This is a genomic window from Hymenobacter sp. B81 (genome assembly GCF_044628455.1).
Classification (GTDB): domain Bacteria; phylum Bacteroidota; class Bacteroidia; order Cytophagales; family Hymenobacteraceae; genus Solirubrum.
In genome coordinates this window covers 1,584,483-1,610,732 of record NZ_JBIYZW010000001.1, presented here as the reverse complement: position 1 = coordinate 1,610,732, position 26,250 = coordinate 1,584,483, and the positions used below count along the sequence as shown (strand labels likewise).

Annotated in this window: 24 protein-coding genes; 5 read left to right on the top strand and 19 right to left on the bottom strand. The window is 67.0% G+C overall.

Annotated features, from left to right (window positions below; genetic code table 11):
* The first annotated feature begins 84 nt into the window (after window positions 1-84).
* Window positions 85-1,755: an ArnT family glycosyltransferase gene (locus tag ACE191_RS07155; protein ID WP_400191503.1), complete on the top strand. Its 1,671-nt coding sequence runs from the start codon at window positions 85-87 to the stop codon at window positions 1,753-1,755.
* 89 nt (window positions 1,756-1,844) lie between these two features.
* On the opposite strand, the gene lysA is transcribed toward ACE191_RS07155, so the two are convergent.
* Both lysA and ACE191_RS07145 read right to left on the bottom strand, forming a co-directional pair.
* Window positions 1,845-2,990 carry a diaminopimelate decarboxylase gene (gene lysA / locus ACE191_RS07150; RefSeq protein ID WP_400191502.1) on the bottom strand — a complete coding sequence of 382 codons (1,146 nt, stop codon included), beginning with the start codon at window positions 2,988-2,990 and terminating at the stop codon, window positions 1,845-1,847.
* Between the two features lie 19 nt (window positions 2,991-3,009).
* Window positions 3,010-4,344, bottom strand: coding sequence for an aspartate kinase (locus ACE191_RS07145; protein WP_400191501.1), 1,335 nt, complete (start codon window positions 4,342-4,344; stop codon window positions 3,010-3,012).
* A 439-nt stretch (window positions 4,345-4,783) separates the two neighbouring features.
* On the opposite strand from ACE191_RS07145, the gene ACE191_RS07140 reads away from it, so the two are divergent.
* Window positions 4,784-5,650, top strand: coding sequence for a DUF2911 domain-containing protein (locus ACE191_RS07140; protein ID WP_400191500.1), 867 nt, complete (start codon window positions 4,784-4,786; stop codon window positions 5,648-5,650).
* 192 nt (window positions 5,651-5,842) lie between these two features.
* Here the strand turns inward: ACE191_RS07140 and ACE191_RS07135 are convergent, their stop codons facing one another.
* Together ACE191_RS07135 and ACE191_RS07130 are read right to left on the bottom strand one after the other, a co-directional pair.
* The gene (locus ACE191_RS07135; protein WP_400191499.1) at window positions 5,843-7,231 is read right to left on the bottom strand and encodes an FAD-dependent oxidoreductase; all 1,389 of its coding nucleotides are present in this window, start codon (window positions 7,229-7,231) and stop codon (window positions 5,843-5,845) included.
* A gap of 252 nt (window positions 7,232-7,483) precedes the next feature.
* Entirely contained in the window at window positions 7,484-9,208 is a 1,725-nt protein-coding gene (locus tag ACE191_RS07130; RefSeq protein ID WP_400191498.1) for an OmpA family protein, read from the bottom strand.
* Between the two features lie 314 nt (window positions 9,209-9,522).
* Here ACE191_RS07130 and ACE191_RS07125 point away from each other — a divergent pair, with 314 nt between their 5' ends.
* The 3 genes from ACE191_RS07125 to ACE191_RS07115 all read left to right on the top strand — a co-directional run bounded on the left by ACE191_RS07125 (window position 9,523) and on the right by ACE191_RS07115 (window position 12,231).
* Window positions 9,523-10,086 (top strand): TetR/AcrR family transcriptional regulator, encoded by a 564-nt coding sequence (locus tag ACE191_RS07125; protein ID WP_400191497.1) that lies wholly within the window; start codon window positions 9,523-9,525, stop codon window positions 10,084-10,086.
* A 386-nt stretch (window positions 10,087-10,472) separates the two neighbouring features.
* Entirely contained in the window at window positions 10,473-11,495 is a 1,023-nt protein-coding gene (locus tag ACE191_RS07120; RefSeq protein ID WP_400191496.1) for an LLM class flavin-dependent oxidoreductase, read from the top strand.
* A 127-nt stretch (window positions 11,496-11,622) separates the two neighbouring features.
* Window positions 11,623-12,231 (top strand): glutathione peroxidase, encoded by a 609-nt coding sequence (locus ACE191_RS07115; RefSeq protein WP_400191495.1) that lies wholly within the window; start codon window positions 11,623-11,625, stop codon window positions 12,229-12,231.
* Between the two features lie 8 nt (window positions 12,232-12,239).
* On the opposite strand, the gene ACE191_RS07110 is transcribed toward ACE191_RS07115, so the two are convergent.
* The 15 genes from ACE191_RS07110 to rluF all read right to left on the bottom strand — a co-directional run bounded on the left by ACE191_RS07110 (window position 12,240) and on the right by rluF (window position 26,158).
* Entirely contained in the window at window positions 12,240-12,956 is a 717-nt protein-coding gene (locus ACE191_RS07110; protein WP_400191494.1) for a hypothetical protein, read from the bottom strand.
* A gap of 243 nt (window positions 12,957-13,199) precedes the next feature.
* The gene (locus ACE191_RS07105) at window positions 13,200-14,132 is read right to left on the bottom strand and encodes an alpha/beta hydrolase (RefSeq protein WP_400191493.1); all 933 of its coding nucleotides are present in this window, start codon (window positions 14,130-14,132) and stop codon (window positions 13,200-13,202) included.
* Window positions 14,133-14,199: 67 nt separating this feature from the next.
* Window positions 14,200-14,664: a hypothetical protein gene (locus ACE191_RS07100; protein ID WP_400191492.1), complete on the bottom strand. Its 465-nt coding sequence runs from the start codon at window positions 14,662-14,664 to the stop codon at window positions 14,200-14,202.
* Between the two features lie 145 nt (window positions 14,665-14,809).
* Window positions 14,810-16,180 carry a M28 family peptidase gene (locus tag ACE191_RS07095; RefSeq protein ID WP_400191491.1) on the bottom strand — a complete coding sequence of 457 codons (1,371 nt, stop codon included), beginning with the start codon at window positions 16,178-16,180 and terminating at the stop codon, window positions 14,810-14,812.
* Window positions 16,181-16,311: 131 nt separating this feature from the next.
* Window positions 16,312-17,496 (bottom strand): beta-ketoacyl synthase N-terminal-like domain-containing protein, encoded by a 1,185-nt coding sequence (locus ACE191_RS07090; protein WP_400191490.1) that lies wholly within the window; start codon window positions 17,494-17,496, stop codon window positions 16,312-16,314.
* The gene (gene bioA, locus ACE191_RS07085) at window positions 17,493-18,788 is read right to left on the bottom strand and encodes an adenosylmethionine--8-amino-7-oxononanoate transaminase (RefSeq protein ID WP_400191489.1); all 1,296 of its coding nucleotides are present in this window, start codon (window positions 18,786-18,788) and stop codon (window positions 17,493-17,495) included. The genes ACE191_RS07090 and bioA overlap by 4 nt, the downstream gene beginning before the upstream one ends.
* 46 nt (window positions 18,789-18,834) lie before the next feature.
* A complete protein-coding gene (bioD, locus tag ACE191_RS07080; protein WP_400191488.1) occupies window positions 18,835-19,449 on the bottom strand; it encodes a dethiobiotin synthase in 615 nt (204 codons plus the stop codon).
* A gap of 38 nt (window positions 19,450-19,487) precedes the next feature.
* The gene (locus ACE191_RS07075; protein ID WP_400191487.1) at window positions 19,488-20,339 is read right to left on the bottom strand and encodes an acyl-CoA thioester hydrolase/BAAT C-terminal domain-containing protein; all 852 of its coding nucleotides are present in this window, start codon (window positions 20,337-20,339) and stop codon (window positions 19,488-19,490) included.
* Between the two features lie 74 nt (window positions 20,340-20,413).
* Window positions 20,414-20,986: a Crp/Fnr family transcriptional regulator gene (locus tag ACE191_RS07070; protein WP_400191486.1), complete on the bottom strand. Its 573-nt coding sequence runs from the start codon at window positions 20,984-20,986 to the stop codon at window positions 20,414-20,416.
* Between the two features lie 78 nt (window positions 20,987-21,064).
* Window positions 21,065-22,231, bottom strand: coding sequence for an aminotransferase class I/II-fold pyridoxal phosphate-dependent enzyme (locus tag ACE191_RS07065; RefSeq protein WP_400191485.1), 1,167 nt, complete (start codon window positions 22,229-22,231; stop codon window positions 21,065-21,067).
* Between the two features lie 19 nt (window positions 22,232-22,250).
* The gene (locus ACE191_RS07060; RefSeq protein ID WP_400191484.1) at window positions 22,251-22,514 is read right to left on the bottom strand and encodes a hypothetical protein; all 264 of its coding nucleotides are present in this window, start codon (window positions 22,512-22,514) and stop codon (window positions 22,251-22,253) included.
* Between the two features lie 135 nt (window positions 22,515-22,649).
* The gene (gene bioB, locus ACE191_RS07055; protein ID WP_400191483.1) at window positions 22,650-23,648 is read right to left on the bottom strand and encodes a biotin synthase BioB; all 999 of its coding nucleotides are present in this window, start codon (window positions 23,646-23,648) and stop codon (window positions 22,650-22,652) included.
* A 142-nt stretch (window positions 23,649-23,790) separates the two neighbouring features.
* Window positions 23,791-24,222, bottom strand: coding sequence for an inner membrane protein YiaA (yiaA, locus tag ACE191_RS07050; protein WP_400191482.1), 432 nt, complete (start codon window positions 24,220-24,222; stop codon window positions 23,791-23,793).
* Between the two features lie 88 nt (window positions 24,223-24,310).
* Window positions 24,311-25,021, bottom strand: coding sequence for a hypothetical protein (locus ACE191_RS07045; RefSeq protein ID WP_400191481.1), 711 nt, complete (start codon window positions 25,019-25,021; stop codon window positions 24,311-24,313).
* Between the two features lie 132 nt (window positions 25,022-25,153).
* Window positions 25,154-26,158: a 23S rRNA pseudouridine(2604) synthase RluF gene (rluF, locus tag ACE191_RS07040; protein WP_400191480.1), complete on the bottom strand. Its 1,005-nt coding sequence runs from the start codon at window positions 26,156-26,158 to the stop codon at window positions 25,154-25,156.
* Between the last annotated feature and the right edge of the window lie 92 nt (window positions 26,159-26,250).

Sequence of the window (26,250 nt, the reverse complement as noted above, 5' to 3'; positions counted from 1 at the left end):
TCCGCCGAAGGACCAACCGCCGGCCGCGGGGTAAGGTTGGCTGCCACCCGGGTTTTGGCCTATTTTTACCGCCTTATCCCGCTTATGCACTTTTCATTTCTGTCTGCGCACAAGTGGCTGCTGCTGTGGTTGCTGCTGCTGGCCGCCGTTCTGCTGCTCAACCTGGGAGGCTGGGGCGTGCTCGAAACCAGCGAGGCCCGCTACGCCGAAATCGGCCGCGAGATGCTGGCTGGCGGCGACTGGTGGCACCCGCGCCTGCTGGGCATTCAGCACTACCACAAGCCCCCGCTTACCTACTGGCTCACGGCCGCCGGCCTGGCCGTGTTCGGCCACGGCGCCGCCGCCGTGCGGGTGCTGCCGGTACTGGCCTTGCTGGGGCAGGTAGCCTTGGTGTACGGGCTGGGGCTGCTGTACTTTGGGCCCGACCGGCGCCGGGCCCTGGCCGCGGCGGTGGTCTACGGCAGCCTGCCGGTGGTGCTGGCCGCGGCCCTGAACGTGACCACCGACGGCTACCTGATTACCCTGGAGCTGCTGGCCACCTACGCCTTCGTGCGCTACCACCACACACCCCGCGAAAAGCCCGCGGCCCCCTGGCTGTACCTGGGCTGGCTGGCGCTGGGCCTGGGCTTGCTCACCAAGGGGCCCGTTACGCTGGTGCTGCCGCTGCTGGCCGTGCTGAGCCTGCACCTGACGCCCACCGCCCCGCGCCGGCCCTGGAGCCCGCACCACCTGCTGGCGGGCGGGGTGTTTGGGCTGACCGGGCTGAGCTGGTACCTGGCGCTGCTGGCCGAAAACCCCGCCTTCCGCGACTATTTCCTGTTCAAGCACCTGGTCGACCGCTACGCCAATGCCCTGGCCTTCAAGCGCGACAAGCCCTGGTGGTACTACCTCGTGCTGGTCCCGCTGGGGAGTCTGCCGTGGTCGGGGCCGCTGCTGGTGGAGCTGGGGCGCACGGGCTGGCGCGGACTGGGGCGGCGCTGGCAGATGGTGCTCTTGTGCTGGGTACTGCTGCCGCTGCTGTTCTTTTCCTTTTCCAGCTCCAAGCTGCTGTTCTACGTGCTGCCCGTCTTTCCCGGCGTGGCCCTGCTCACGGTAGAGCTGCTGGGCCGCCGCACCGATGCCGTGCTGCTGCGCTGGTACGTGGGCTTCGTGGCGCTGTTTGGGCTGGTGCTGGGTGGCCTGTGCCTGCTGCCCGTTTTTGGCCCGGCCTACGGGCTGGAGGTTCGGCCCGCTACCCTGGCCTGGCCCGCGACGGGGCTGGTGGTCATCATTCTCACCCACATTTTCTGGGACGAAGTGCGCATCGCGCCCCGCTTGCTGCTGCTCACGGCCCTCTACACGGCCGCCCTGGTGCTGGGGCTGAAGGCGGTGCTGCGCCAGGCCGAGCCAGCCGTGGGCAGCCTGCGCCCGGTTGCCCAGCGCCTGCGCGAGCTGGGCCTGGACCGGCGCCCGGTGCTGGTCTACGACGAAATGCTGCCCTCGCTGGCCTTTGAGCTGCAGCGCCTGCCCGTGACCCTGAACGCCGGCGACGACAACCTGCGCCGCGAAACCCAGTTCGAGCACGACGACCAATGGCGCCGCTACTGGGTCAACCTCAACGACCCCGCCGACACCCTCGTGCTGGGCCCGCTGCTGCGCCAGCGCCCCGTCATCCTGGTGAAAGACCAGTTGCCGACCGACCGCCAGTGGCTGGTGCAGGGCCTGATGCAGCACGAGCACCTGGGCCGCTGGCGCATCTACTATACCGGCTGGTAGCCCCGCCCGACTGCCCCCGCGCCGGGACTTTCGCGGCGGAGGCGCCGCGTCCGGCCGCCGTTCTTCCTCGCACCCGACCGCTGCCCAGGCTAGCCCACGTACACGGCCGGAGCTTCATCGCGCAGGTTGTAGCGCGAGGCCATTACCTGCCCGTAGGCGCCGGCCGTGCGCAGCACCACCAAGTCGCCGCGGCGGGTTTCGGGCAAACTCACCTGCCGGCCAAAGGTGTCCGACGACTCGCAGATGGGGCCCACCACGTCGTAGAGCTGCGCCGGGGCCTGGCTGCTCAGGTTTTCGATGCGGTGGTAACTCTGGTACAAGGCCGGCCGAATCAGCTCGGTCATGCCCGCGTCGAGAATGGCGAAGCGCGTCTGCTGGCTTTCTTTCACGTACAGCACCCGGCTCACCAGCGTGCCGCACTGGGCAACCAGGGAGCGGCCCAGCTCCACGTGCACCTGCTGGCCTGGCCGCCGCTGCAAATACCGCTCAAACAAGCTGAAGTAGGCTTCAAAATCCGGAACCAGCTGTTCGTCGGGCTGCTCGTAGTCCACGCCCAGGCCGCCGCCCACGTTGAGGTGGGGCAACGCCAGGCCGCGGTGCTCAAACCACTGCTGCAATTCGTTCACGCGGTGGCACAGCGTCTCAAACACGGCCAAATCGGTTATCTGCGAGCCGATGTGCACGTGCAGGCCCACCAGCTCCACGTGGGGCAGCGTGGGCAGCAGCTCCACCACGCCCGCCAGCTCGCCCAGCCCAATGCCGAACTTGTTGGCTTCGAGGCCGGTGGTGATGTAGTGGTGGGTGCGCGCGTCCACGTTGGGGTTCAGGCGCAGGGCCACCCGGGCCCGGCGGCCCTGCCGGCCGGCCAGCTCGTTGAGCACCAGCAGCTCGGGCGCCGACTCCACGTTAAAGCACCAGATGTCGGCGGCCAGGGCCCGGTTGATTTCCGCGTCGGACTTGCCCACGCCGGCAAACACCACGTGCGCGGGCGCGAAGCCCGCATCGAGGGCGCACTGCACCTCGTTGCCGCTCACGCAGTCGGCTCCCAGGCCATACTCGCGCACCAGGTCCATAATGGGTTGGTTGGCGTTGGCTTTCAGCGCGTAGTGCACCTGAATGGCGCGCGGGCGGGCGGCCTGCTGCGCGGCCTGCAGGGTCCGGCGCAGCAAATCCAGGTCGTATAAGTAGAAGGGCGTGGGCCGGGCATCAAGGTCCGGCGGTAAGTGTAGGGGCATGGGTACGAGCAATAAGGCGCTACAAGGTAGCGGCGGCGCGGCGGAACAAGCCTTCGTTGAGAGCGTGCAGGGCGCGGGTTTTGTCGGCGGTGTGAATGAGCAGGCTGATGTTATTGGGCGAGCCGCCGTAGCTGATCATGCGCAGAGGAATGTCCTGCAGCGCGTCGAACACCTGCCGCGCGGCGCCGTGGGTGTTCTGAATCAGGTTGCCCACCAGGCAGATGATGGTTTGCTGCTCGTCGACCTCCACCTCGCCGATGCGGCGCAGCTCGTCGAGGATGGCGGGCAGGTGGGTGGCGTCGTCGATGGTGAGCGACACGGCTACTTCCGAGGTGGTAATCATATCAATCGACGTGCGGTGCCGCTCAAATACCTCAAACAGCGCCCGCAGAAAGCCGTGGGCCAGCAGCATGCGGCTGCTCTTGACCTTGAGGGCGGTGAGCCCGTCCTTGGCGGCCACGGCCTTGATGGCGTCGTGGCCGGTGCGGGCGGAGATGAGCGTGCCCGGGGCCTGGGGCTGGAGCGTGTTCAGCAGGCGCACCGGAATGCCGTGCTCGCGGGCGGGCAGCACCGAGCTCGGGTGCAGGATCTTGGCCCCGAAGTAGGCCAGCTCGGCCGCCTCGTCGAACGACAGCTCCCGGATGGGGTAGGTGCCCTCCACCACGCGCGGGTCGTTGTTGTGCAGCCCGTCGATGTCGGTCCAGATCTGGATTTCCTGCGCCCGCACCGCCGCCCCGATCAAGGAAGCCGAGTAGTCTGAGCCCCCGCGCTTGAGGTTGTCCACCTGCCCCTGCGCGTTGCGGCAGATGTAGCCCTGCGTGATGAACAGCTGCTGCCCCGCGTGCCGGGCCAGCTGGGCGCCGAGCTGCTCGCGGATAAAGGCCGCATCGGGCTCGTCGTCGGCGTCGAGGCGCATGAACTCCAGCGCGGGCAGCAGCACGGCCTCCCGGCCCAGCATGGCGGTGAGGTAGCGGTGAAACAGCAAGGTGCTCAGCAGCTCGCCCTGGGCCAGAATCACCCGCTCGCCCGCGGCCGAGAGCGGGGTGCGGGTGAGGTTGAACAGGGTTTTGAACGACTCGTCGAGCAGGCGCAGGGCCTCGGGCACGGCGGCCTCGGTCAGCAGCTCGCGGGCCACCATGTGGTACTGCTGGCGCAGAATTTCGATGCGGGCCGAGGCCGCTGTCAGCTCGCCCTCGTAGAGCAGGCGGGCAATGTCGACCAGGGCGTTGGTGGTGCCGGCCATGGCCGAGAGCACCACGATGCGGGGCTCGGCGGGGGCCTGAATCAGCTCGGCCACCGCGCGCATGCGCGCGGCCGACCCGACGGACGTGCCGCCGAACTTGAGAACGATCATGGAAGAAGAAGCGGAAGTAGTCAACTGCGGGGCCGAACCCGAGGGGCCGACAGCTTAAGTGAAACGCAAGAAAAAAGCGCCGGTTGGAAGACCGGCGCTGACTCGTGAAGGCAAAAAACCAAACAGAAGGCGACGGTCAGGGGCGGGCGTGTTTCACCCGTTTAGCGCCCTTGCATTTCTTCCCCGACAAGCACACCTCGACCAGCGCCGAACAGCGCGGGGCGGCGGGAAAGCAGGTAGAGGAGAAAAGCAGGTTCAACATCGTTGTCGTCAGGCAGAAAGCCGCAAGAACAGGCGGGGCCCGGGCTTTTGCGGCCGCAAGTACGGACATAATCGGCCAAAATCCAGTTCGCCGGCCGAAAAACCGCGCCGCGGGGGCAGGCAATAATCGGCGGGCCGGGGCGTTGCCGCTGCTGGTTTGCTTTCGTTATTTGCCCGCATGAAACGTTTCCCCGTTCTCCTTCTCTTCGCGGCCTGCCTGCTGGGCCCGGCCCTGCCCGCGGCCCGGGCCCAGCAGCTGAGCTTGCCCGCCATGAGCCCCGCCGTGCACTTGCGGCAGGCCTTTTCCACCACCTACATCGACCTGAAGTACTCGCGCCCCTCCAAGCGCGGGCGCGAGGTGTTCGGCAAGCTCGAGCCCTACGGCAAGGTGTGGCGCACCGGCGCCAACTCGTCGACCCGCATCAAGTTCGGCGAAGAGGTGAAGCTGGCCGGCCAGGTAGTACCCGCCGGTACCTACGCCCTGTTCACCATTCCCGACGCCAAGGAGTGGACCGTGATTCTGAACAAGGACACCTCACAGTGGGGCGCCTACGACTACAAGCCCGCCCTCGATTTGCTGCGCGTGAAGGTGAAGCCCACCGCCCTGGCCACGGCCGTCGAAACGTTTTCGCTGACCCTGGAAAACCTGCAGCCCGAAGCCGCCGACCTGGTGATGCGCTGGGACAAAACCCAACTGAGCGTGCCCATCACCGCCGACGCCGACGCGCGGGTGCTCAGCCAGATTCAGCAGGCCATGCAGGGCGACAAGAAGCCGTACTTCGAGGCCGCCCAGTACTACTACAGCACCGGCAAAGACCTGAACCAGGCCGTGAAGTGGATGGACGAGGCCATCAGGCTGGAGCCCAAGAGCTACTACTTCCAGTACTGGAAGGCCAAGATGCTGCAGAAGGCCAAGCGCCCGGCCGAAGCCGTAGCCGCCAGCCAGCAGTCGTTGGAGCTGGTGAAGGCCGAAACCAACCAGCCGGTAAAGGACGAGTACATCCGCCTCAACCAGCAGCTGCTGGCCGAGTTGGGCAAGAAGTAACGCTCCGCTGCTGCAAACCAAACCGCCCGCTACCCTTGGCCGCTGCCAAAGGTACCGGGCGGTTTTTTCGTGCGGCTACTGAACCGCCGCCGTAGCGGCCAGCTGCGGTTTGTAGCGCTGGTAGAAGTAGTTCTGAAACCGTTCTTCGGGGTCGTGCCGGAGTTTGTGCCGGAAGAAGTCATCGGCCATAGGTTAGGCCCGGCGAAACTGCTCGGCGCTGGCGTGCAGGCGGTAGGGCAGGTAGTAGGTGCCGCCCAGCTGGTCGGCCGCGTCAATTAGCTCCCGGGTCAGGGCCGCCATCCGCTGGTCGGCGGCCGCGTCTACGGGCTGGTCGAAGAACATCACGAAGGCAAACATTTCCTCGTCAGCGTAGCGTAGGAGGGCGTCCTGGTCAGGGTACACGTTGCGGATGGTGACGTTGAGCAGGTTGAGGTGGTGCCGGGGCACGATGGCCTGCAGCCGGCGCACGAAGCCCGCAAACTGCCGCCGCGGAATAAAGTACTCGTGCAGCACGTCGGTGCGCCGGGCCGACTGGTTGAGGTACAGCGCCGGGCTTTCGTTCATGATCTGGTTGCGCGCGACTTCGGTGCCCACGGTCAGGCGCGAAAACAGCTGCTCGGCATTCCAGCGCAGGGCCTTGCCGTAGTCGTCTTCCTTGGAGCCCAGAAATACTGCCCGCTTCACCGCCGCCAGGGCCGGCGCTTCGAGGGCCAGTCCGGGTGCGGCCGGCCGCCGGAACTCAAAGTAGTTCAGGCTGGCGTCCTGCAAAAACCGCTCGGCACTCACGTTCAGCCGGCCATAAACCATGCGCGCCCGCGGGTTGCGGTCGACGTGCTGGCGGTAGGCAGTGGTGTAATCGGCGGCGGCCACCAGCACCCGGCGGTAGGCGTATACCTCGTTGGGTACGGTGCGCAGTTCTACATTCAGGATGATGCCAAACAGCCCGTAGCCGCCCAGCGCCAGCCCAAACAGCTCGGCGTGCTGCTGCCGGCTGCAGCGCACCACCGTGCCATTGGCCAGGAGCAGCTGAAACGACTGCACCGTGGCGGCAATGGGCGGGGCGTTGTGCTGCCAGCCGTGGCAGTTCACGCTCAGCGAGCCGCCCACCGAAAAGGCGTTGTCCGACTGCATGGTGTGGATGGCGCGGCCGTAGCGGTTCAGGTAGGGAATCACGTCCGACCACAGCGCGCCGGCCCCCACCGTAAGCGTGCCAGTAGCGGTGTCGAGGCGCATGTGCCGGAAGGGGCGCATATCGACCTGGATGCCGCCGGGGGCAATGGTATGACCGCCCATGCTGTGGCGCGCCCCGGCAATGGATACGGGCAGCTTCCGTTGCCGGGCTTCAATCAGCAGGTGCTGCAGCTGCGCCACCGCCCGGGCCGAGTCGGCCGCTACGGGCACGATGGCCTGCACGCGCGTTTGGTTGAGCCGGCTCACGTCGTTGGCGTAGCCGGGCGCGTCGGTAGGCAGGTCGTGGGCGTCGTGGCGCAGGGCCTGCACCAGGGTGCTGGCAGGCCGCAGCAGCACCGCGCCCAGCACCAGCACCGCCAGGAAAACCCCGTAAAGGAGGCGTCGCTTCATTGGGTAGAATGGTTATGTACAGGCAACGCCGCGGCCGGTGCGCCAGTCTGGTCGCCACTGAAGTTGACTTCGGCGCAACATTAGTTATGCGGCCTCAACTTACCGAAGTTGGCCGGTAACGCCGGCCGCGCCGGCCCGGCGCATATCCCGCACCGTAGCGCGCAGGGCCCGGTCCCGCCGGAACGTGGTAGTTCCGGCGGGACCGGGCCCTGCGCAGCGGACTCAGAAGAATAGTTACTGACCGAGCCGGCTTTACCGCTGACCTGGGCGCGCGCCCGGTCGGGCGGGGGCTTTAGCGGGCTTCTTGGTCGGAACCTTGGCCTTGCCGGCCGGCCGCGCGGCCTTGGTCGGGGCTTTGGTGGCGCGGGCGGATGGACTCAGCGCTTTTCTAGCCGGGGCCTTCCGCGCGGGGGCTTTCCGGGCCGGGATTTTTTTCGCCGGTGCTTTCTTTACCGGAGTCGCCTTCTTGAGGGTTGCCGGGCTGGGCGCCGTGGGCTCGGGGCCATACTTGGCCTCGGCCGCGTTCGGGTCGCCGGTCAGGAACAAATCAAACTCCACGCGGCGGTTGCGGCTGCGGCCGGCATCGGTGGCGTTGTCGGCCAGGGGGTGTTGGGCGCCGTAGCCGCGCAGGGCCACGCGCGCCGCGTCAATGCCGCGGGTGAGCAGGTAGTCGCGGGCGGCGGCGGCCCGCTCGCGCGAGAGGCGCAGGTTGTAGGCGGCCGCCCCGCGGCTGTCGGTGTGGCCGGCAATGCTCAGGGTGTAGTCGGGGTAGCGGCGCAGCAGCTGGGCCAGGCTGTCCAGCGTGGGGTAGGAGGAGGGCAGCAGCGTGGCACGGTTCAGCTCGAAGCCGATGAACTGGGTGGCTTCCTTCAGCCGCTGGCGCACGTCGGCCCGGATTTCGGGGCAGCCGCGGTTGCTGGCCGGGCCGGGGCTGCTGGGGCAGCGGTCCACGTCGTTGGCCACGCCGTCGCCGTCGGTGTCGTTGTTGGCCTCGGTGGGCGAGGGGCAGCCCTGGGCATCCACCTGCGCGCCGGCCGGGGTGTCGGGGCACTGGTCTTCCTGGTCGGGCACACCGTCGTTGTCGGCGTCGGGACAGCCTTGCAGCTCTACTTTGCCGGGCACTTCCGAGCAGGCATCTTCCGCGTCGCCCACGCCGTCGCCGTCCTGGTCGGGGCAGCCGCGCAGCTCAGCCGTGCCCGCGTCGGTGGGGCACTGGTCCTGGTAGTCGGGTACGCCGTCCCCGTCGCCGTCGGGCGGGCAGCCGGTGGCGTTTACTTCCACGCCGGGGGTGGTGCTGGGGCAGCGGTCGAGGCGGTCGGGTACGCCGTCCTCGTCGGCGTCGGGGGCCTGGCCCAGGTTGAAGGTGAGGCCGGCGGTGTGCTGCAGAAAGCGGTCGGCCCAGCGCGGGGTTTCGGTTTCGCTTATGCCGTCGAGGTTGGCATTCAGGGGCAGGTGCTGGCCCGACTGCACAAACAAGCTCACGCCCCCGCCCAAGCGCAGGCTGATGCCGGCCGCGCCGAACACATCCACGTACCCCTTGTCGAGGTCGATGCGCTTGCCGTCGAACATGCCCGAGCGGCTGGCGTAGGTCCAGCCCGAGCCGGCCAGCAGGTAGGGCTGAAAGAACGCGTTCTGCTTGAGCACCCAGCCGTTGTTGAGCTTGAACTTGAAGCCCGCGTTGGCATTCACCAGGGTGGTGTTGAAGTGGGTCTTGTCGTCGCGCCGCCCGCTGAGCTCCCCGAAAAACAGCTGCGTGTTCAAGTCAATGCCCCGGCCCAGGTACTGGTTGATGGCCAGCCCCGGGGCGTAGCTGCTGCGCTCCATCTTCCAGTAGTCCGAGCCGAAGTCACCCTGGTACTGCAGGGCGCTGAGGTTGAGGCCCAGGCTGGTCCGGCGCTCGGCGGTCTGGGCCCCGGCCGCGAGGGGCAGAGCGGCCAGCAAAGCCAGCAGCCGCAGGTGAGGTAGCAAGTGCTTCATCGGGACGGGTGAGTTGAACAGCGAATTGTCCTTTGGCGGGTAAGGCCGTATACCGGTTGCGGGCTGCAAGGTTGATAATCTTCCGCGGGTTCGGGCAGCGCCGCCCCTGATTTCCGGCAAATAAACGCCCGCGGCCCGCGGCACCACGCCCGGACCACCGCCGCCGGCCAACTAAAATAGGAACATTTAGGTAATGCCCGGCCCCGGGCCGGGCCGGAAACCGGCGGGTGGAAAACCGGCCGGCGGCCGCGGCGCGGCCGACCGTGTTGATTGGGCGCTTAACTTGCGCCGGGCCGGAGCCCGCCCCTGAGCACATGAAAACCAGTTCGAAGATTCCCGCCCCGGGCAGCCGCAAGGACCTCATTGCCCGCACCGCCCTGCTGCAGTTTGCCGACAAGGGCTACGAGCACGTGTCGACCCAGCAGCTGGCGCGGGAGGCGGGCGTGTCGGAGGCGCTTATTTTCAAGCATTTTGGCACCAAGGAGCAGCTGCTGGCCTTCGTGGTCACCACCGGCTACCAGCGCGTGGTCGAGCGCATCCGCGGCCGCCTGGCCGAAACCGACCCGCTGTTGTTCGTGCACCGCATGATTGAGCTGCCGCTGGTGCTGGTGCGGGAAGAGCCCGAGTTCTGGAAGCTGCAGGCCCGGCTCGCCGACGTGGAGTTTGCCCGGCGTCAGCACGCGCGCTTTCTGCAGCCGCTGCCGCCCCTGCTCGAGCAGGCCTTCGGGAAACTGGGCTACGCTCAGCCCGCGGCCGAGGCCCAGCTGCTGCTGCTGCTGGTCGACGCGGTGTGGAAGGGACTGGCCACCAACCCCAGCGAGCAGCTGCCCGAGCTGCTGGACTTTATCAAAACCAAGTACCAGCCCCAGCCGGCCTAGCCGGCGGGCCGCCGCCCGGGCCCGTTCGGATCAGTAGCAAGCCCGGCCGCGGCTTGCGGCCGCCCGTCGAGGAAGGGATACACCCGCGGCTGGCGGCCGCCGGAAAGCCGGGAGAAGAAGGGGGCACAGCCCCACCCGGGCGTTGCAACAAATCTTTTGCAACAATTTAAATTGTTTCAGCCCGTGTGTTTCGGGTTTGCAACAAATATTCCGCAACAAAATAAAATGTTGCAGAATATTTGTTGCAGCCCGCGACGGGGGGCTGCTCCGGCGGCGGACCCGGGTGGGCTGCAACGCGCTACCCAATTGGGCGGCGCGGATGGGCGGGGATTGGCCGTGGGGACGGCGGGCAAACAACTCGTGGGCCGGGGCGGTTTAAGGGGCTTATGCAGCAGACCACCCCCGCCCCCGCTTTTTCCGCTTCCCCGCTGCCGCTGTCCATTCTGGACCTGGCGGCCATTCGGGAAGGCCACACCCCCGCCGATACTTTCCGCCACAGCCTCGAGCTGGCCCAGCACGCCGAACGCTGGGGCTACCGGCGCTTCTGGCTGGCCGAGCACCACAACATGGCCAGCATTGCCAGCTCGGCCACCTCGGTGCTCATCGGCTACATTGCCGGCGGCACGGCCACCATCCGGGTGGGCTCGGGTGGGGTGATGCTGCCCAACCACGCCCCGCTCATCATCGCCGAGCAGTTTGGCACCCTGGCCACGCTCTACCCCGGCCGCATCGACCTGGGCCTGGGCCGCGCCCCCGGCACCGACCCGCTCACGGCCCGCGCCCTGCGCCGCGACTTGCAGGGCAGCGTGGACGACTTCCCCCAGCACGTGCAGGAATTGCAGCAGTACCTCTCGGCCGACAACCGGCACAGCAAGGTTCGGGCCGTGCCGGGCGAGGGGCTCGACATTCCCATCTGGCTGCTGGGCTCGAGCACCTACAGCGCGCAGCTGGCCGGCTGGCTGGGCCTGCCCTTTGCCTTTGCCAGCCACTTCGCGCCCACCCACCTGCAGGCGGCCCTGCACCTGTACCGCGAAAATTTCCGCCCTTCCGAGCACCTGGCCCAGCCCTACGCCGCGGCCTGCGTCAACGTCATTGCCGCCGACACCGACGAAGAGGCCCAGAGCCTGGCTACCTCGTTTCACCAGCTGGCCCTGAACATCATCCGCGGCACCTCGCGGCCCCTGCAGCCGCCGGTGCCGAGCATGCAGGGTATCTGGAGCGAAATGGAGGCCGAGGCCGTGGGGCAGATGATGGACTACTCCTTCGTGGGCAGCGCCGCCACGGTGCAGCGGCAGCTGAAGGGTTTTGTGCAGGCCACCGGCATCAGCGAGCTGCTGGCCGTGTCGCACATCTACGAGCCGGCCGCGCGCCTGCGCTCCTACGAGCTGCTGGCTCAGGCCATGGCCTGAGCCGGTTCGTTGGCCGGAAGGCGCGGGCGCAGGTTGGCCGGGCAGCCAACTTTTTCGGCCCGAATTCGCTTGTAGGGCCAGCCTGGTCGCGTCGGCCCGTTTTGTTTGATTTACCCAACCCTTCCCTATGGCCTCCTTCCGCCAGAAACTCCTGAAAAAGCTCTACCCCGCCATCATGCGCCTGACCAAGTCGTCGGACCGGGGCAAGGTGCTCGAAAGCCCGCAGCCAGCGGCCGCGCCGGTGCCCTTTTACCAGCTGGGCGGGCAGCTCAACAACGGCCAGGAGCTGTCGTTTGAGCAGCTCAAGGGCAAGCAGGTGCTGCTGGTGAACACGGCCTCGAACTGCGGCTACACCGGCCAGTACGCCGAGCTGCAGCAGCTCTCGGAGCAGTTTGCCGACGAGCTGGTGATACTGGGCTTCCCAGCCAACGACTTTGCCGAGCAGGAAAAAGCCGACGACAAAACCATCGAGCAGTTCTGCCAGGTCAACTTCGGCGTGTCGTTTCCCCTGATGAAGAAAAGCGTGGTGGTGAAGCAGCCCCAGCAGCACCCGGTGTACCAGTGGCTGAGCGACGCGCGCCGCAACGGCTGGAACGAGCAGGCCCCCGACTGGAACTTCGCCAAGTACCTCATCAGCGAAGACGGCCGCCTGACCCACTACTTCGGCCCCGCCGTGTCGCCCCTGAGCGAGACGGTGACCCAGCACCTGAACGGGGCCAAGCGGGGCAGGGTGTAGGCGGGGCTTCAGCAGCCTGCCGAGGCATGCTGGCCCACGGCTTTGAGCAGCTGCCCCTTGCCGGCCGGTTTCGACAGGTACAGCGTGGGAATGAAGCTGTTATTCTGGCAGGAGGTGTCGAGGATGAAGTCCGGAAACGCGTCGCCATCCAGGTCGCCGGCAAAAAGCACGTAGGTCGACTGCGCGTTGAAAGACGGGTGGGCCACGAGCAGCGCGGTGGCCGTGTGGTTGCCGCGCATGGCTTGCAGGTACAGGCGGTAGTGGCGAATCTCAACGTCGGCCGGGGTGCCGTGCAAAGCTCGCTGCTGGCCGGTGGCAAACAGGCGGTAGCGCCCGTTGCCGTAGCTAAACGTCAGCTCCCGGCCCGGCAGCACGGATTTGGGGGACAAGGCCACTGGGCGAACCGGGCGGTTACGCAGGTAGCCGGGGCCGGCCACGAGCAGCAGGCAGGAATCGGGGTGCTGAACGCTGACTTGCCAGCCGGTGCGGCTGGTCAGGCTGTCGTCGAGCACCGGGTCGTACACCCGCCGCGTACTGACGGAACTCTGGGCCAGGTAAAAGCCGGTTTTGCCCTTGAAAAGCCCGACCCAGGATGCCTTACCCGCCTCCGGCCAAACCTCGTCGGCGTGGAATCTGCCCGGCGTTAACACCTGGGCAGCAAAACTTTCCTGGTTGGGAAACGACAACGCCGTATCCGGTGCTGCTTCGGGCTGCTTGGCTTGCAAATGCGGAAGAGAATCAACGTAGGCCAGAGCCGGGTGGGCCAGTGCCATTTGAGCCTGCTGCGGAGACTGGCAGGCTACCAGTCCCAACAGGAGGCTGCATGAGGGGAGCGAAATACACCGGAAGATAGTTTGCATGGGCCACGCTGCTGATACCGAATAGCTTTAGCTCAATAAAGCAACTTTTGGCGAACTGAGCTGTCGGCATTGGCGGCACTATTGCCGGTGCCCCTTAAGCCTGACCGGCTACTGGCTATGGCTGAGAGCTGGCCGCTGGTTATGCGCGGACTGACTGATGACTACAGCCAGTTCGCCGAGGGCCGCGCGGGCTTCACGCATGACGGGCAGCAGCGGCCAGATGTGCGGCATGCCGGCGCCGCGCACCACGCCGACGGGCACTCCGGCGGCAGTCATTTTCGCGGCCAGCCGCTCGGCGTCGGGCTGCATGATGTCGCGCTCGGCAATGAAGACGGTGGTGGGCGGAAAGCCGTGGAATGAGCCGTAGAGCGGGGATATTTCCGGGCTTTGCAGGCTTACCGGCCCGGCGCACAGCTGCTTGGCCGAGCGCGCCCCCGCCGGGGAGAGCATCAGGTCGCGGGCATCGAGGGCGGCAATGGCCGGGTTGCTCAGGCTTGCATCGGCTACCGGCGACACCAGAATCAGGCGGTTGGGCAGCGCGGGCGCGGCGGTCTGCAGCTGGCGCTGCAGGAGCAGCGTCAGCAGGGTGGCACCCACCGAGTCGCCCAGCAGCACAAGGTTGCGGGCCGCATACCGTTCGCACAGGTAGGCGTAGGCCTCGTCGACGCTGCGGTTGAGCGTGCCGATCTGGTGCTCGGGAGCTTTGGGATAGTCGAGCAGGTAGGCGCGGCGGCCGGTTTGCCGGGCCAGATTAGCCACGGCCTGCCAGTTCAGCTCGGTGGGGCCGTACACGAACGCACCGCCGGGGCAGTAGAAAATGGCGCTTTCCGGCGGGCTGAGCTTGGGCGGAGTCAGCTCCGTGAGCGTGCCCAGGCCGAGCGGAATGCGGCGGGTAACCAACCCCAGCGTGTGCTTGCTGGTCGGCACGGGCGCGTCGTCGCGGCGCAGCCGGTGGTAGTTGATGGGCGACTCCGAAAAAGTCTTTTTGAGGCCCTTGAGTTGGATGACGAGAGCGGTCAGGTAGTAGGTCAGGCTGGGCATGCGGCGGCAAGGTAAGCTGCCGCACTGACCAATGACGAGCGGTTCGGCTGCACGGCCTATAAACCAATCACTCGTTTATGCGATTGGAGGGGAGCGTGCTTATGTTGTCTGATGCATGGGCAATGGGTAGTTCCTCAATTTCAAATCTTCCCTTCCTTCTGGTTAAAAAGATGAATAGAAATGAAGCCGCCCAAATTCCGTAATCGAACTGATGAGGAAGGGCATAAACCCTCTTCAGGAATGCATAGACGAGGTTCAACAGAAATACTACTCCTAAGCTCCCAAGGTTGATAGTTTTACCTTTCTTGTAACGGCACGAGTAGACTTTCCTCTTGGTGTCGTTTTTATAAAAAGCGCACTGAATGGCACCTGTAAGAATACTATCTACTGTAAAGACGACTTGGTAGACAGAGCCGTTTGCTTCAAACACATGCTCGCCAACCCGGGCTATGTTTCTTTTTTCAGAAACCAACTCGTTGTTGAAGTATATTCTCTCTTTACCGTCTAGGCTGGAGCCGTTGGCGTGCAGCACGTCTCCGTCGATATGGCAAACGAACCAGAACCCTGTGGTTAGCCCGGCTTGGTGTCCGGTTGGGAATTGCTGCATTTCACTGAACCTGAACTCAGTTTGGTTGCACCATTAATGACCGGCTGCCAAACTGCTCGCATGTTATTTTTTACCGTACCGGCTTGGGAATAACCGGCAGGCTTTCGTGGCCCTGCTCATCCACGGCGGCCACGCCGAAAATAAAGTTGTCCTTGCTGTGGGGCAGGTTGGCCGTGGTGCCCTGCACCGGAAAGCGCTGCTGCCACACCGGCGACGAGGTTTCGCGCATCAGCACCACGTAGCCGGCGGGGGGGCGGCCGGTGGCCGGGGCTTCCCATTTCAACTCGGTTCGGTTGGTGAGGCCTGCCGTGAGTACGCCCACGTTCTGCGGGGCGGCGGGGGCCAGGGCTAGGCTGGCCATAGTAGCCAGGTTCACGCCGGTGTTCTTGCGCAGGTACTCGTAGTCGACGAACTCGGGCAGGTCGCCGTACTGCCGGCCGTTTTCGGTGCGCAGGTCCTGGTGCTGGTGGGTGAAGTCCTCGTTCATTTCCGAGAAGCGCACCGCCGCGTAGCCCTGCTGGTTGAAGGGGGTATGGTCGCCGCCGCGCAGGAAACGGTCGGGGCGGTACTCCAGCTCCACGGTGTGGCCCGGCACGTACCGCTCACCGGCTTCCTTGGCGTAGCGGGCCAGCTGGCGCGAGGGCGAGTCGTTTTCGGAGGAAAGCTGGCGGCGCAGCTGGGCCTGCTCGGGCGTTTCATTCGCCGGCACGCCCTCGCTGAACACGCGCACCTGGTTGGGGGCGTGCAAGTCCGGGTCGTGGCCGTGGGAGTTGCCCACGATGTCGTTGTTGAGCATGCCCACGATGTTCCAGTTCTGAGCCTTGGCCTTGCGCGCCAGGTAGCCCGAGCCGATTAGGCTTTGCTCTTCGCCCTGCACGGCCACGAAAACCAGGGTGCAGGGAAACTTGCGCTGCGACATCACCCGGGCCATTTCCATCACGATGGCCACGCCCGAAGCGTCGTCGTTGGCGCCGGGCGCGTCGGCGGTGCGGTTCATCACGTCAGTCACGCGCGAGTCGAGGTGGCCGCTGACGATGAACACGCGGTTATCGCGCGGGTCGGTGCCGGGCAGCGTGGCCATCACGTTGGCCATGACGGTTTTAACGTCCACGCGGCGGCCGTCGGGCTTCACCGTGAAGGTGTCCTGCTCTACTTTCAGGCGGCCGCCGCTGGCCTTGGCGTACTTCCGGAACTCGTCTTCCACCCAGCGCCGGGCCGCCCCGATGCCGCGCTTCTTGCTCTTGGTGTCGGACAGCGTGTGGCGGGTGCCGAAGGCGGCCATCTTGTAGACGTCGTCCTTGAGCCGCTCGGCGGAAATTTCGGCCACCATCTTCTGAATATCGGGGTCGATGGTAACCGTAGCCGGGGTTTGGGCCCGCAGCGGGGCGGCACAGAACAGCACGGCGGCGAGCAGGCAGGCGGGGAAGCGCAGTTGAATCATGGGAAAGGGAAAGTCGGGTCGGGCCTGGGCGGAAACTCCGGCGGGCCAGACCGTCTACGAAACTGGGTAGCGGCGCGGTGGTTTGCAAATTTCGGCGCAACTGCTTTTTCGCCGCCGCCCCACCGCCCAACTCACCCGGCCGCCACCACCGACACCAGCGCACTGGCCGCGTTGCCGCCGAAGCCGGCCGCATTCACCAGCACCCGCCGCAGGTGCGCTGGCGCGGGCCGCTGATTCAGCCAGCTGGCAAAGGGCAGGGGCGCCGGAGCCTGCTGCCCGCGGAGGAGGCGCAGCGCCAGATCGAGGCTGAGCGCGCCCGAAGCGCCCAGGGTATGGCCCAGCAGCCACTTGTTGGAGGTGCAGGCCGGCAGCGCGGGGTTGAACACCTGCGCCACGGCGGCGCGCTCGGCGGCGTCGCCGGCGGCGGTGCCGGGGCTGTGCAGCACCAGCAAATCCACCTCGGCGGGCCCGCGGCCGGCCAGCGTCAGGGCCTGGCGCATGGCCAGCTGGAAGTGTCGCCCCTCGGGGCTGAGGCCGGTTTTGGTGCCGGTAGCCTCGAAGCCAAAGCCCACGCTTTCGAGCAGCAGGTCGCCGGGGCGCAGCTGCGCGGCGGCCACGGCTTCGAGGGCCAGCACCGCCGCGCCCTCGCCCAGCACGAAGGTTGAGGCGCCGCCGGCGCCCGGGCGGCAGGGGTGCTGGTCGGCGGGCAGGGCGGAATAAATGCCCAGGGCCCGCATCTGGGCCAGGGTGAAGGCCGTGAGGGGTGCCTCGGTACCGCCGGCCACAAAGCGCGGTATCAGCCCGGCGCGCAGCCAGGCCACGGCGTTGCCCAGGGCCTGCAGCGCCGTGCTGCAGGTGCTGCTGTGGCTGATGGCCGCGCCGCTGCTCCCCAGCGCGTCGGCCACCCAGCTGGCCACGTTGCCCAGCGTGGTCAGCGGCGACGAAGCCGGGGCCGCCGTGCCGGAATGCAGGAAATCGGCGTGGTAGGCTTCCAGTCGCTCGGTGGCGCCCCGCGACGAGCCCACGCTCACTGCCAGCGGCTGCTCGTCCCGGGCCGACCAGCCCGCCCGCTGCGCCGCGGCCTGCGCGGCCAGCAAGGCCAGCAGCACGCTGCGGTCGAGGCTGCGGTAGGCTGGCCGCTGGCGGCGCAGGGTTTCCAGGGCCGCCTCGGCAGCCGGCGGCAGGGCCCCAACGGGCAGGCCCGTGGCCGCGTCGGACCGGAAACCGGGCTGGTTTAGCCAGGCGTCGGCTCCGGTGCCCAGGGCCGACACGCTGCCCCAGCCGCGGATGACTACGTGCAGGTCGGAAGGGCTCATGCGGTGGGCTCGGCTGGCAAAACCAGTTCCCGCAGCTCGTCCATCACCTGGTAGATCTGCTCCAGCTCCAGGTCGGTGGTGCAGTAGGGCGGCAGGGTGTAGACGATGTTGCCGAGGGGGCGCAGCAGCACGCCGCGGCGCAGGGCGTGGTGGTAGAGCTGGTCGCGCAGGGTGCTGAAGTAGCTGGTGCCTTCGCCGGGCACGGCCAGCTCCAGGGCCAGCATGGTGCCCAGCGTCCGCACGGCCCGCACGCCCGGCCGGCCCGCCAACCGCTGCGCCTGGGCGGCGTGGGCCGCGGCTATGCGGTCGATGTGGGCCCGGGTTTCGGGGGCGAGCAGCAGCTCCAGGCTGGCCAGCCCGGCCGCGCAGGCCACGGGGTTGGCGGTGTAGGAGTGGCCGTGAAACAAGGTCTTCTGCCGGTCCGGGCTCAGAAACGACTCGTACACCGCGGCCGAGCAGGTAGTAACACCCAGCGCCATGGTACCGCCGGTCAGGCCCTTCGACAGGCACACCAGGTCGGGCTGCTCCCGCAGGTAGTGGCTGGCAAACAGCCGGCCGGTGCGGCCGAAGCCGGTCAGCACTTCGTCGGCAATGCACAGCGTGCCGTGCTGCCGGCACAGGCGCAGCAGCTCGTCCAGCACGCCGGGCTCGTAAGTAACCATGCCGGCGGTGCCCAGCAGCAGGGGCTCGAAGATGAAGGCGGCCACCTGCCCGGTCGCCAGCAGCGCGGCGGCCTGGGCCAGCACCTCGGCTTCGCGGCCGGGCACGGGCACGTCGAGGTAGTCCACGTCGAAGAGCAGCCGGGCGAAGGGGGCAGTGAAGGTGCCGCGGCTGCTCACGCTCATGGCCCCGAAGGTGTCGCCGTGGTAGGAGTCGCGAAAGGCCAGGATGCGCGGGCGGGGCCAGTCCTGGTTGTGGTGGTACTGCAGAGCCATTTTCAGGGCCACTTCCACCGCCGTCGAGCCGTTGTCGGAGTAAAACACCCGGGCTTGGTTCGGGGGCAGAATCTGCAGAACACCCTCTGCCAGGGCCACCGCCGGCTCGTGCGTAAAGCCGGCGAAGATGACATGCTCCAGGGTTTGCAGCTGCCGGTGCACCCGCTCGGCAATGTGCGGGTGGGCGTGGCCGTGCAGGTTGGTCCACCACGAGGCAATGGCGTCGAGGTAGGCCGTGCCATCGTCGGCGTACAGCCAGGCGCCTTCGCCGCGCACCACCGCAATGGGCGCGGGCGCGGTCTGCATTTGGGTATACGGGTGCCAGATTACCTGTTGGTCGCGGGCGGCTAAGGACATAAGTGGGGAAAGCAGGCGCGGAATAGGCGCGGAAAGGAAACTGCGGTTACGCCGGCAGGTTTACCTGCGCGGCGTAGGCAGCTATTACCGAGGAGGTAAGCGTTGGCTCGGGGCGCAGCCGCAGCAGCACCGGCAGCGGAAATGCTTCCAGGATGGCCTGCTCCGAAGCCGGCGTCTCGGGCCCGTTGAACACCAGCCCGCGCACCGGCAGGCCGCGCTGCCGCAGCACTTCCAGGGTCAGCAGGGTGTGGTTGATGCTGCCCAGGTAGTGCCGGCTCACCACCACCACGGCCAGGCCCAGCTGCTGAATCAGATCGGCCACCAAGTAGCCCGGGGCCAGCGGCACCAGCAGGCCGCCGGCGCCTTCCACCACGAGGTGGTTGGCGGTGGCGGGCAATTGAAAATCGGTGGGGCGCAGGGTGAGGCCTTCGGCAGCGGCGGCGGCGTGGGGCGAGGCCGGCAGCTGCAGTCGGTAGCGTTCCGGCCAGAACTGGCTGATGGGGTTCTGGACCAGCTGGCGGACCGTGGCCGCGTCGGTGGTGGGCTCGAGGCCGGCCTGCACGGGCTTCCAGTAATCGGCCCGCAGGGCTTCGGTGAGCACGGCCGCGGCCACGGTTTTGCCCACGTCGGTACCGATGCCGGTGATGAAAAGTCGTTCCAAGGAGAAGAAGGTGAGCGGCGGGAAAAGCGCGGGTAGGCTTATCGGGCCGGAAAGTTCGTGTGCAGAAAGCGAATGATGGTGGGAAAGTGCTTAAGCGGCTCGGCGTGGCCGCCTTCGATGGCTAGGTGCTGCTGCGGGTAGCGTACGCCGCGGCGCTGCAGCCGGGCCAGCATGTGCTCGGCCATGGGCGTGGAGGGGCAGACCTCGTCCTGGGTGGCCGACACCAGCAGCACCGCGCCCCGGATGTTTTCGACCGGAATCAGCGCCGGCCGCACCGCGGCCGAGTCGGTGAGCATGGCCGCGAACGTCGCCCGCAGGTTGCCCTGTAGCAGGAACGGCACGGCCGCCTCGTTTACGGGCACAAAGGGCAGCTGCCGCCCCTGATACGACCAGGCCGAGGTGGTGAAATGGGCCGTGTGACCCGGAAACGCTACGTGGCTGCCCACGATGCTCACCACGCAGCGAATGTCGGGGTAGCGGCTGGCCAGCAGCAAGGCCAGGTCGGCGCCGCGCGAGCCGCCAATCAGCGCGATTTTGCGGCCGTTCACCCGCGGGTGCCGGGCCGCGGCCTGGATGGCGGCGTACACCGTGTCGAGAGAAATCCGGTCGAGCAGCGGCGGCGTGCCTGCGGCCTTGAAATACCCCAGGGCTAGGAAGGCGTAGCCGTCGGCTACCAGCTGGTCGCGGGTGGGCTGCCAGTGGGAGCTGGCCCAGGCGTTGCCGCCTTCCGAGCCGCCCAGGCCCACCAGCAGCGGCTGCTGGCGGCCGGAGCCCACGTACAGCAGGCTTTGCACACCGGGAGTTTGCAGGTCGAGCGGGGCCGAAGCGGCCGGGAGGGCAGCGAGCAGCAGGCCCAGGAAAAAGGCGAAAGAAAGCAGGAACTGGCGCATAACAGGGGTTGGTTGCGGGTGTCCACAAAGGTTATCCGGGCCCGGCCCCCACCTCTTTGATGTAGGTCAAATAATCACCGGTCGGCCCGAATGCGGCTCAGGGTTTCCTGGGTAATGCCCAGGTAGGAGGCCACCATGCCCAGCGGCAGCCGATGCAGAATATCGTGGTGAGTGCGGCAGAAGTGCGCGTATTTCTCCCGGGCCGAGGTAAAGCGCAGGGAAGTAATGCGGTCCATCAGGTGCCCGAACACGGAACCCATCGACAACCGGGCGTAGCGCTCCATTTCCGGGAAGTTGTCGAACAGGTAGCCCAGGTCCCGCACGGGCAAGCTCAGGGTCTGCGTCGGCTCCAGGGCTTCCAGGTAGTAGATGTCGGGCGTTTGCTTTATGAGGCTGTTGGGCGAGTTCACCCATTCACCCTCGGCGCTGAAGTACTCGGTTATCTTTTCCCCGTCGTGCTCATAGTAGAGGCGCACCAGTCCCTGCTGAATGAAGTCGCTGCGGGTGCACACGTGGCGGGCGTCGTGCAGCAGCTCGCCCTTGGCGTAGCTGGCGGCCTGTACGCGCGCCAGCAAGGCCGCCCGCAAGGTTTCCGACACCCGGATGTATTGCTCGATGTGCAGCAGTAAGGCGTCGGCGGAAGGCATGGGTGGCGGGAAAGGGTTGGAAGGGGCGCAGCTGGGCGCAAATACGGGCGCTTTCGGGCGGAAATGCGGGCGCCGGGCTTAGGCCCCGCGGGCCAGCTCCCGCCGCAGCACCGCCGTGAGCCCGTCGATTTCGGATTCGGTGTTGAAGCTGTGCACAATGACGCGCAAGCACTGCTGGCCCGGCGGCACCGTGGGCGGCACGATGGCGCGCACGTCGAAGCCGGCGGCCTGCACGGCGGCGGCCAGCTCGCGCACCCGCGAGGCCGAATAATGGGGCAGGCGCAGGGGCAGGATTACGCGGCAGTCGGGCGGCAAGTGCCCCGCGCCCAGGCCGCTGAGCTGGGCGTGAGCGTAGGCCGACAGCGCGAGCAGCCGGGCGCGCTCGGCCCCCAGCGTGGGCAGCAGCGCGTAGGCCGCCCGCAGCGGGGCCAGGGCGTAGTCGGGCGGGGCGGTGGTGTAAATGAAGGGGCGGCTGAAGTTCAGCAGGTAGTCGCGCAGCAGCGCCGGACCGAGCACCGCCGCGCCCTGCCCGCCCAGGGCCTTGCCGAAGGTGACCACCCGCGCCAGCACCTGCCCGTCGAGGCTCAAGGCCGTGACCAGTCCCTCGCCCCGCGGCCCGTACAAGCCCACGCTGTGCGCCTCATCGACCAGCAGGTGGGCGCCAGCGGCGGTGCAGGCCACCGCCAGCTCGCGCAGCGGGGCCGCGTCGCCGCCCATGGAATACAGCGCCTCCACGGCCACGAACACGGCCGCGTCGGCTGCCAGGGTAAGCTGGTCGAGGCGCCGGCGCAGGTCGGCCACGTCGTTGTGGCGGAAGCTGTAGGCGGTGGCGAAGCTGGCGCGGATGCCGTCCTTGACCGAGGCGTGGGAGGCTTCGTCGTAGAAAATCACATCGGCGCGCCGGGGCAGGGCCGAAAACAAGCCCAGGTTGGCGGCGTAGCCCGAGTTGAATAGCAGGGCGGCTTCGCTGCCGTGGAAGGCGGCTATGTCGGCCTCCAAATCCTGGGCCGGGGCCGAGTTGCCGGTGAGCAGGCGGGCGCCGGTGCTGCCCAGCCGGGGCGCGTCGGCAACGGCCCGCTGCAGGGCGGCCCGCAGGGCGGGCGCGCGGGCCAAACCCAAGTAGTCGTTGGAGGCGAAGTCGATTTGCCCGGCGGGCGGCAGCGCGAGGCGGCGGCGGGTGCCGGCCACCTCGCGCTGCCGCAGGTGCCGGGCCAGGCGCCCGAACAGGGGCGAGGCAGAGCTCATCGGCGGCAGGCGGGGCGGCTCAGGCCTCGAAGCGCTTGACCGCCAGCCACACGCTGCCGTCGCGGCCGAAGGTGCGGGCGCTGACCACCACCCACTGCTCGTCAACCTCCACCCGGTCGCCCACGGCAGGCAGCACGCCGTGGCGCTGGTACACGCGGTTGACGTCGGCACCGATCTGGTCTTCCAGGTCGGTTATCAGCTCCTGGGCGGCGAGGGAGCCGTGCTGCTGGCGCAAAGCCTCGGCGTATTCAAAGTCCAGGTTCAGCTCGAAGGAAATATCCATGGAGGCGGGCAATGGCGGAGTGAGTGAATGAGTGAATGGGTGAGTGAGCTGTTGCCGGGTAGTTGGGGGCCGGGATGGGACAACGCTGCCGGTCCATACGTGGTGGCCTGGCAAAGCGCCCGGTGCCTCATTCACTCAGGCCCCGCAGCCAGCCAGCACGGTGGCGCCTGCGGGCACGTGGTTTTTAAACGACTGCCGGGGCGTGAGGCCCAGCAGGGCAAACATCTGCTGGTCGGCGTCGAAGTCGGGGTTGGGCGTGGTCAGCAGCTTTTCGCCCGAGAAGATGGAGTTGGCGCCGGCCAGAAAGCACAGGGCCTGCTCAGTGACGGGCATTTCCTGGCGGCCGGCCGAGAGGCGCACCATCGTGCCGGGCATCAGGATGCGGGCGGTGGCAACCATGCGCAGCATTTCCCACACGCTCACCCGCGGCTGCTCGGCCAGGGGGGTGCCCGCTACCGGCACCAGCGCATTCACCGGCACCGACTCGGGGTGCTGGGGCAGGGTGGCCAGGGTGTGCAGCATCTTCACCCGGTCTTCGTCGGTTTCGCCCAGACCGATGATGCCGCCCGAGCACACCGAGAGGCCGGCCTTGCGCACGTTTTCCAGGGTGCCGAGGCGGTCGTCGTAGGTGCGGGTGGTGATGATTTCCGAGTAGTGCTCCTCGCTGGTGTCGAGGTTGTGGTTGTAGGCGTAGAGGCCGGCCTCTTTCAGGCGCTCGGCCTGGTACTCGTTGACCATGCCCAGGGTGGCGCACACTTCCAGACCCAGGTCGTTTACCTGCGTCACCATGTTCAGCACGCGGTCGAAGTCGCGGTTGTCGCGCACTTCGCGCCAGGCGGCCCCCATGCAGAAGCGGGTGGAGCCGGCGTCTTTGGCGCGTTGGGCAGCGGCCAGCACCTCGGCGTCGGGCAGCAGCTTGTGGGCCTGCACGCCGGTGTGGTAGCGGGCGGCCTGGGGGCAGTAGGCGCAGTCTTCGGGGCAGCCGCCGGTTTTCACGCTCAGCAGGGTACACACCTGCACTTCGCCTGTGGTTTGGTGCTGGCGGTGCACCTCGGCGGCCTGGGCCACGAGCTGGAGCACGGGTTGGTGGTAGAGGGCGTGTACTTCGGCAAGCGTCCAGTCGGTACGGAGCATAAACGGCGGGAGGGGTTGTGGTCGGGGAAAGGGCTGGTTCGTGGCAACGAAAACGGCCCGCCGGGGCAGCGCGGGGCTGCTTGGGCGGGCCGAAGGTAAGAGGCTGGCGCGTTTCAGGCGGGCACCTGCCCAAGATCAGGCATCACCGATCAAAGTTGGCGGGGGCCTGATCGGGACCGGCCGGGGAGTTGGGACTGCGGCTGTCGCGGGTGTTTTTCTGCACGGCAATGGCGGCGAACATGCTCAGCAGGAAGGACATGGCGTAGAAACCCTTCTCGCTGGGCGCGAGCGTGGCGTTCCACAAACCCACCGTGAGCAGCACCAGCGTGAGGATGGTGGAAAACCAGCACAGCCCGTAGTAAATGGGCGTGACGGCAATGCCCTCGAGCTGGTCGCGCACCGATTTCTGCAGCGACACGGCCGAAAACAGCCCGTACATGAGCACGGTGAAGTAGTAGCCTTTTTCGTTGAGCGCCATCTGCGCGTTCCACAAACCCACCACGAAGGCCGTCATGCCGGCGAGCAGGGCCACCCAGGAGGCGGCAATAAAGGCGTTGGAAGGTTTCTGGGCCATAAAGCAGGAGAAGGTTTGCGGGGCCGAAAGAAAGCTAATATTCCGAATCAGCAGCGCTCGGGGCGGAAAGCTGCCGGCCCGGCGGTATTTAGGGTTTGCCCACCAGCGTGTTTTGCTGCCAGAGCACCGTGCCGGTTTGGTCGACGGCTACCGCCCCGGCCAGCTCCCGGTCCGACTCGAAGATCATGCTGTGGGGGGCGGTTTTGCCGAAAAACAGCTGACCTTGGGCGTGGCCGATGCGCAGGCCCTTGGTCCCGTCTTCCAGCGCAAACAGGTGCACGGCCTCCCCGTCCTGGTCGTCTACCCCCAGCACGGCGCGGGTCTTGCCCTCGGCGGTGGTCGATACGCCCACGCCGCCGCGCTCAAAGCCCCGGTCATCGTTGAAGGTCATGCCCGCCGACTTCACCAGGCGCTTGCCCGTGTTGGGGTCGGGCATGGTTTCGCCCACTACTACCTTGTCGAAACCCTGCTCGTTGAGAAACACGATGCCGTTGGCGCTGTGGTTGTAGGTGGCGTAGTTGGCCATGTACTTTTCGCCCCCCAGGCGCCCGGCCCAGGCCTGCTTCGCCTTGGCAGGGTTGGTGCGCACGCGCTGACGTGAGTCAGGAATAGGGGCCCCAATCAGAATTCGGTCGCGGCCCTGCGCGTCTTCAATCACGATGCCTTTGACCCGGATAACGCCTTTCTGGGCGGAGCTGAGACTGAATAAGGTGAACGAGAGCAGCAGCAGGCTGCTGGTAAGAGCGTAGGCTTTCAGGTAATTAAGCTGGCGCTGAAGCTGCTGGAGTTGGGTTTGCATGGCTGCGGGAGCGAAAGGAAGAAAAGCGTTGGGCGGGGATACATTCCCCGTTCTGGCGCTTAGATTCCTTCTGGCTCCCGACCGTTGCCCCGTTTTTCGCTGCTCACATCATCGTGTGAGGCCGGCCGAGAGCTAGCGTCCCGCGCCGCGGCGGCCTTTGGGCTGGGGCTTGCTTTTGGGCGGGGCACCGGCCTTGCCGCCCGCGGCGGGCTTGGCGCGGGGAGTAGCGGAGGCCTTGGGCTTGGCGGGCGCGGTGCGCTGGCGGCCTTTGGCACCAGCTTCGGCGGCGCGGCCGGCCACCTTGGGTTTGGCCGGGACCCCGCCGCCGGGGCGGGCGGCGGGCTGACTGCGGGGAGCCTCGCTCAACCATTCCTGGCTGGCCAGCTTTTGGGGGCTGCGCGCGCCGGGGCGCCGCCGGCCGGCGGTGCCGCTGGAGCTTTCGATGGCGGCGAACAGGCCTTCCAGCTCTTTTTCCGTCAGCTCGCGCCAGTCGCCCACGCCCAGGCCTTTCAGCGTGAGGTGCATGATGCGGATGCGCTCGAGCTGCACCACTTCGTAGCCGAAAAACTCGCACATGCGGCGAATCTGGCGGTTCAGGCCCTGCACCAGGGTGATGCGGAAGATGTAGTCGGTTTCCTTTTTCACCTCGCACTTGCGGGTGACGGTACCCAGCATGGGCACGCCCTGGCGCATGCCTTCCAGAAAGGCCTCGGTGATGGGCTTGTCGACCATCACGATGTATTCTTTCTCGTGCTGGTTGCCGGCGCGCAGGATCTTGTTGACGATGTCGCCGTTGGACGTGAGCAGAATCAGACCCTGGGAGTCCTTGTCGAGGCGGCCGATGGGGAAGATGCGCTCCGAGTGCTTGATGTAGCGGATGATGTTGTCTTTGACGCCCCGCTCGGTGGTGGTGGTGATGCCCGGGGGCTTGTTGAAGGCAATGTAGATGGCGTCTTCGGCGGCGCGGGGCTCGATGTGGTTGCCGTTGACGACGACTTTGTCGTGGGGCTCGACTTGGTCGCCGATGCTGGCGCGGCGGCCGTTGATGAACACCACGCCCTGCTCGATGAAGCGGTCGGCTTCGCGGCGCGAGCAAACGCCGCTTTCGCTGATGTATTTGTTGAGACGGGTGGCCATGGGAAAGTGGGTTAGGGCGGTAGCAGACCGCTGATGCCGGGAGCCAGGGTAAGGGATTTGGGCCGGATAATGGTCTAAAAAAGGCTGCCGAC

Bases quoted from the DNA above. Each gene is read 5' to 3' on its own strand.
- ACE191_RS07155 (WP_400191503.1), top strand. From the start codon at position 85: ATGCACTTTTCATTTCTGTCTGCGCACAAGTGGCTGCTGCTGTGGTTG.
- lysA (WP_400191502.1), bottom strand. From the start codon at position 2,990: ATGCCCCTACACTTACCGCCGGACCTTGATGCCCGGCCCACGCCCTTC.
- ACE191_RS07145 (WP_400191501.1), bottom strand. From the start codon at position 4,344: ATGATCGTTCTCAAGTTCGGCGGCACGTCCGTCGGGTCGGCCGCGCGC.
- ACE191_RS07140 (WP_400191500.1), top strand. From the start codon at position 4,784: ATGAAACGTTTCCCCGTTCTCCTTCTCTTCGCGGCCTGCCTGCTGGGC.
- ACE191_RS07135 (WP_400191499.1), bottom strand. From the start codon at position 7,231: ATGAAGCGACGCCTCCTTTACGGGGTTTTCCTGGCGGTGCTGGTGCTG.
- ACE191_RS07130 (WP_400191498.1), bottom strand. From the start codon at position 9,208: ATGAAGCACTTGCTACCTCACCTGCGGCTGCTGGCTTTGCTGGCCGCT.
- ACE191_RS07125 (WP_400191497.1), top strand. From the start codon at position 9,523: ATGAAAACCAGTTCGAAGATTCCCGCCCCGGGCAGCCGCAAGGACCTC.
- ACE191_RS07120 (WP_400191496.1), top strand. From the start codon at position 10,473: ATGCAGCAGACCACCCCCGCCCCCGCTTTTTCCGCTTCCCCGCTGCCG.
- ACE191_RS07115 (WP_400191495.1), top strand. From the start codon at position 11,623: ATGGCCTCCTTCCGCCAGAAACTCCTGAAAAAGCTCTACCCCGCCATC.
- ACE191_RS07105 (WP_400191493.1), bottom strand. From the start codon at position 14,132: ATGCCCAGCCTGACCTACTACCTGACCGCTCTCGTCATCCAACTCAAG.
- ACE191_RS07095 (WP_400191491.1), bottom strand. From the start codon at position 16,180: ATGATTCAACTGCGCTTCCCCGCCTGCCTGCTCGCCGCCGTGCTGTTC.
- ACE191_RS07090 (WP_400191490.1), bottom strand. From the start codon at position 17,496: ATGAGCCCTTCCGACCTGCACGTAGTCATCCGCGGCTGGGGCAGCGTG.
- bioA (WP_400191489.1), bottom strand. From the start codon at position 18,788: ATGTCCTTAGCCGCCCGCGACCAACAGGTAATCTGGCACCCGTATACC.
- ACE191_RS07075 (WP_400191487.1), bottom strand. From the start codon at position 20,339: ATGCGCCAGTTCCTGCTTTCTTTCGCCTTTTTCCTGGGCCTGCTGCTC.
- ACE191_RS07070 (WP_400191486.1), bottom strand. From the start codon at position 20,986: ATGCCTTCCGCCGACGCCTTACTGCTGCACATCGAGCAATACATCCGG.
- ACE191_RS07065 (WP_400191485.1), bottom strand. From the start codon at position 22,231: ATGAGCTCTGCCTCGCCCCTGTTCGGGCGCCTGGCCCGGCACCTGCGG.
- ACE191_RS07060 (WP_400191484.1), bottom strand. From the start codon at position 22,514: ATGGATATTTCCTTCGAGCTGAACCTGGACTTTGAATACGCCGAGGCT.
- bioB (WP_400191483.1), bottom strand. From the start codon at position 23,648: ATGCTCCGTACCGACTGGACGCTTGCCGAAGTACACGCCCTCTACCAC.
- yiaA (WP_400191482.1), bottom strand. From the start codon at position 24,222: ATGGCCCAGAAACCTTCCAACGCCTTTATTGCCGCCTCCTGGGTGGCC.
- ACE191_RS07045 (WP_400191481.1), bottom strand. From the start codon at position 25,021: ATGCAAACCCAACTCCAGCAGCTTCAGCGCCAGCTTAATTACCTGAAA.
- rluF (WP_400191480.1), bottom strand. From the start codon at position 26,158: ATGGCCACCCGTCTCAACAAATACATCAGCGAAAGCGGCGTTTGCTCG.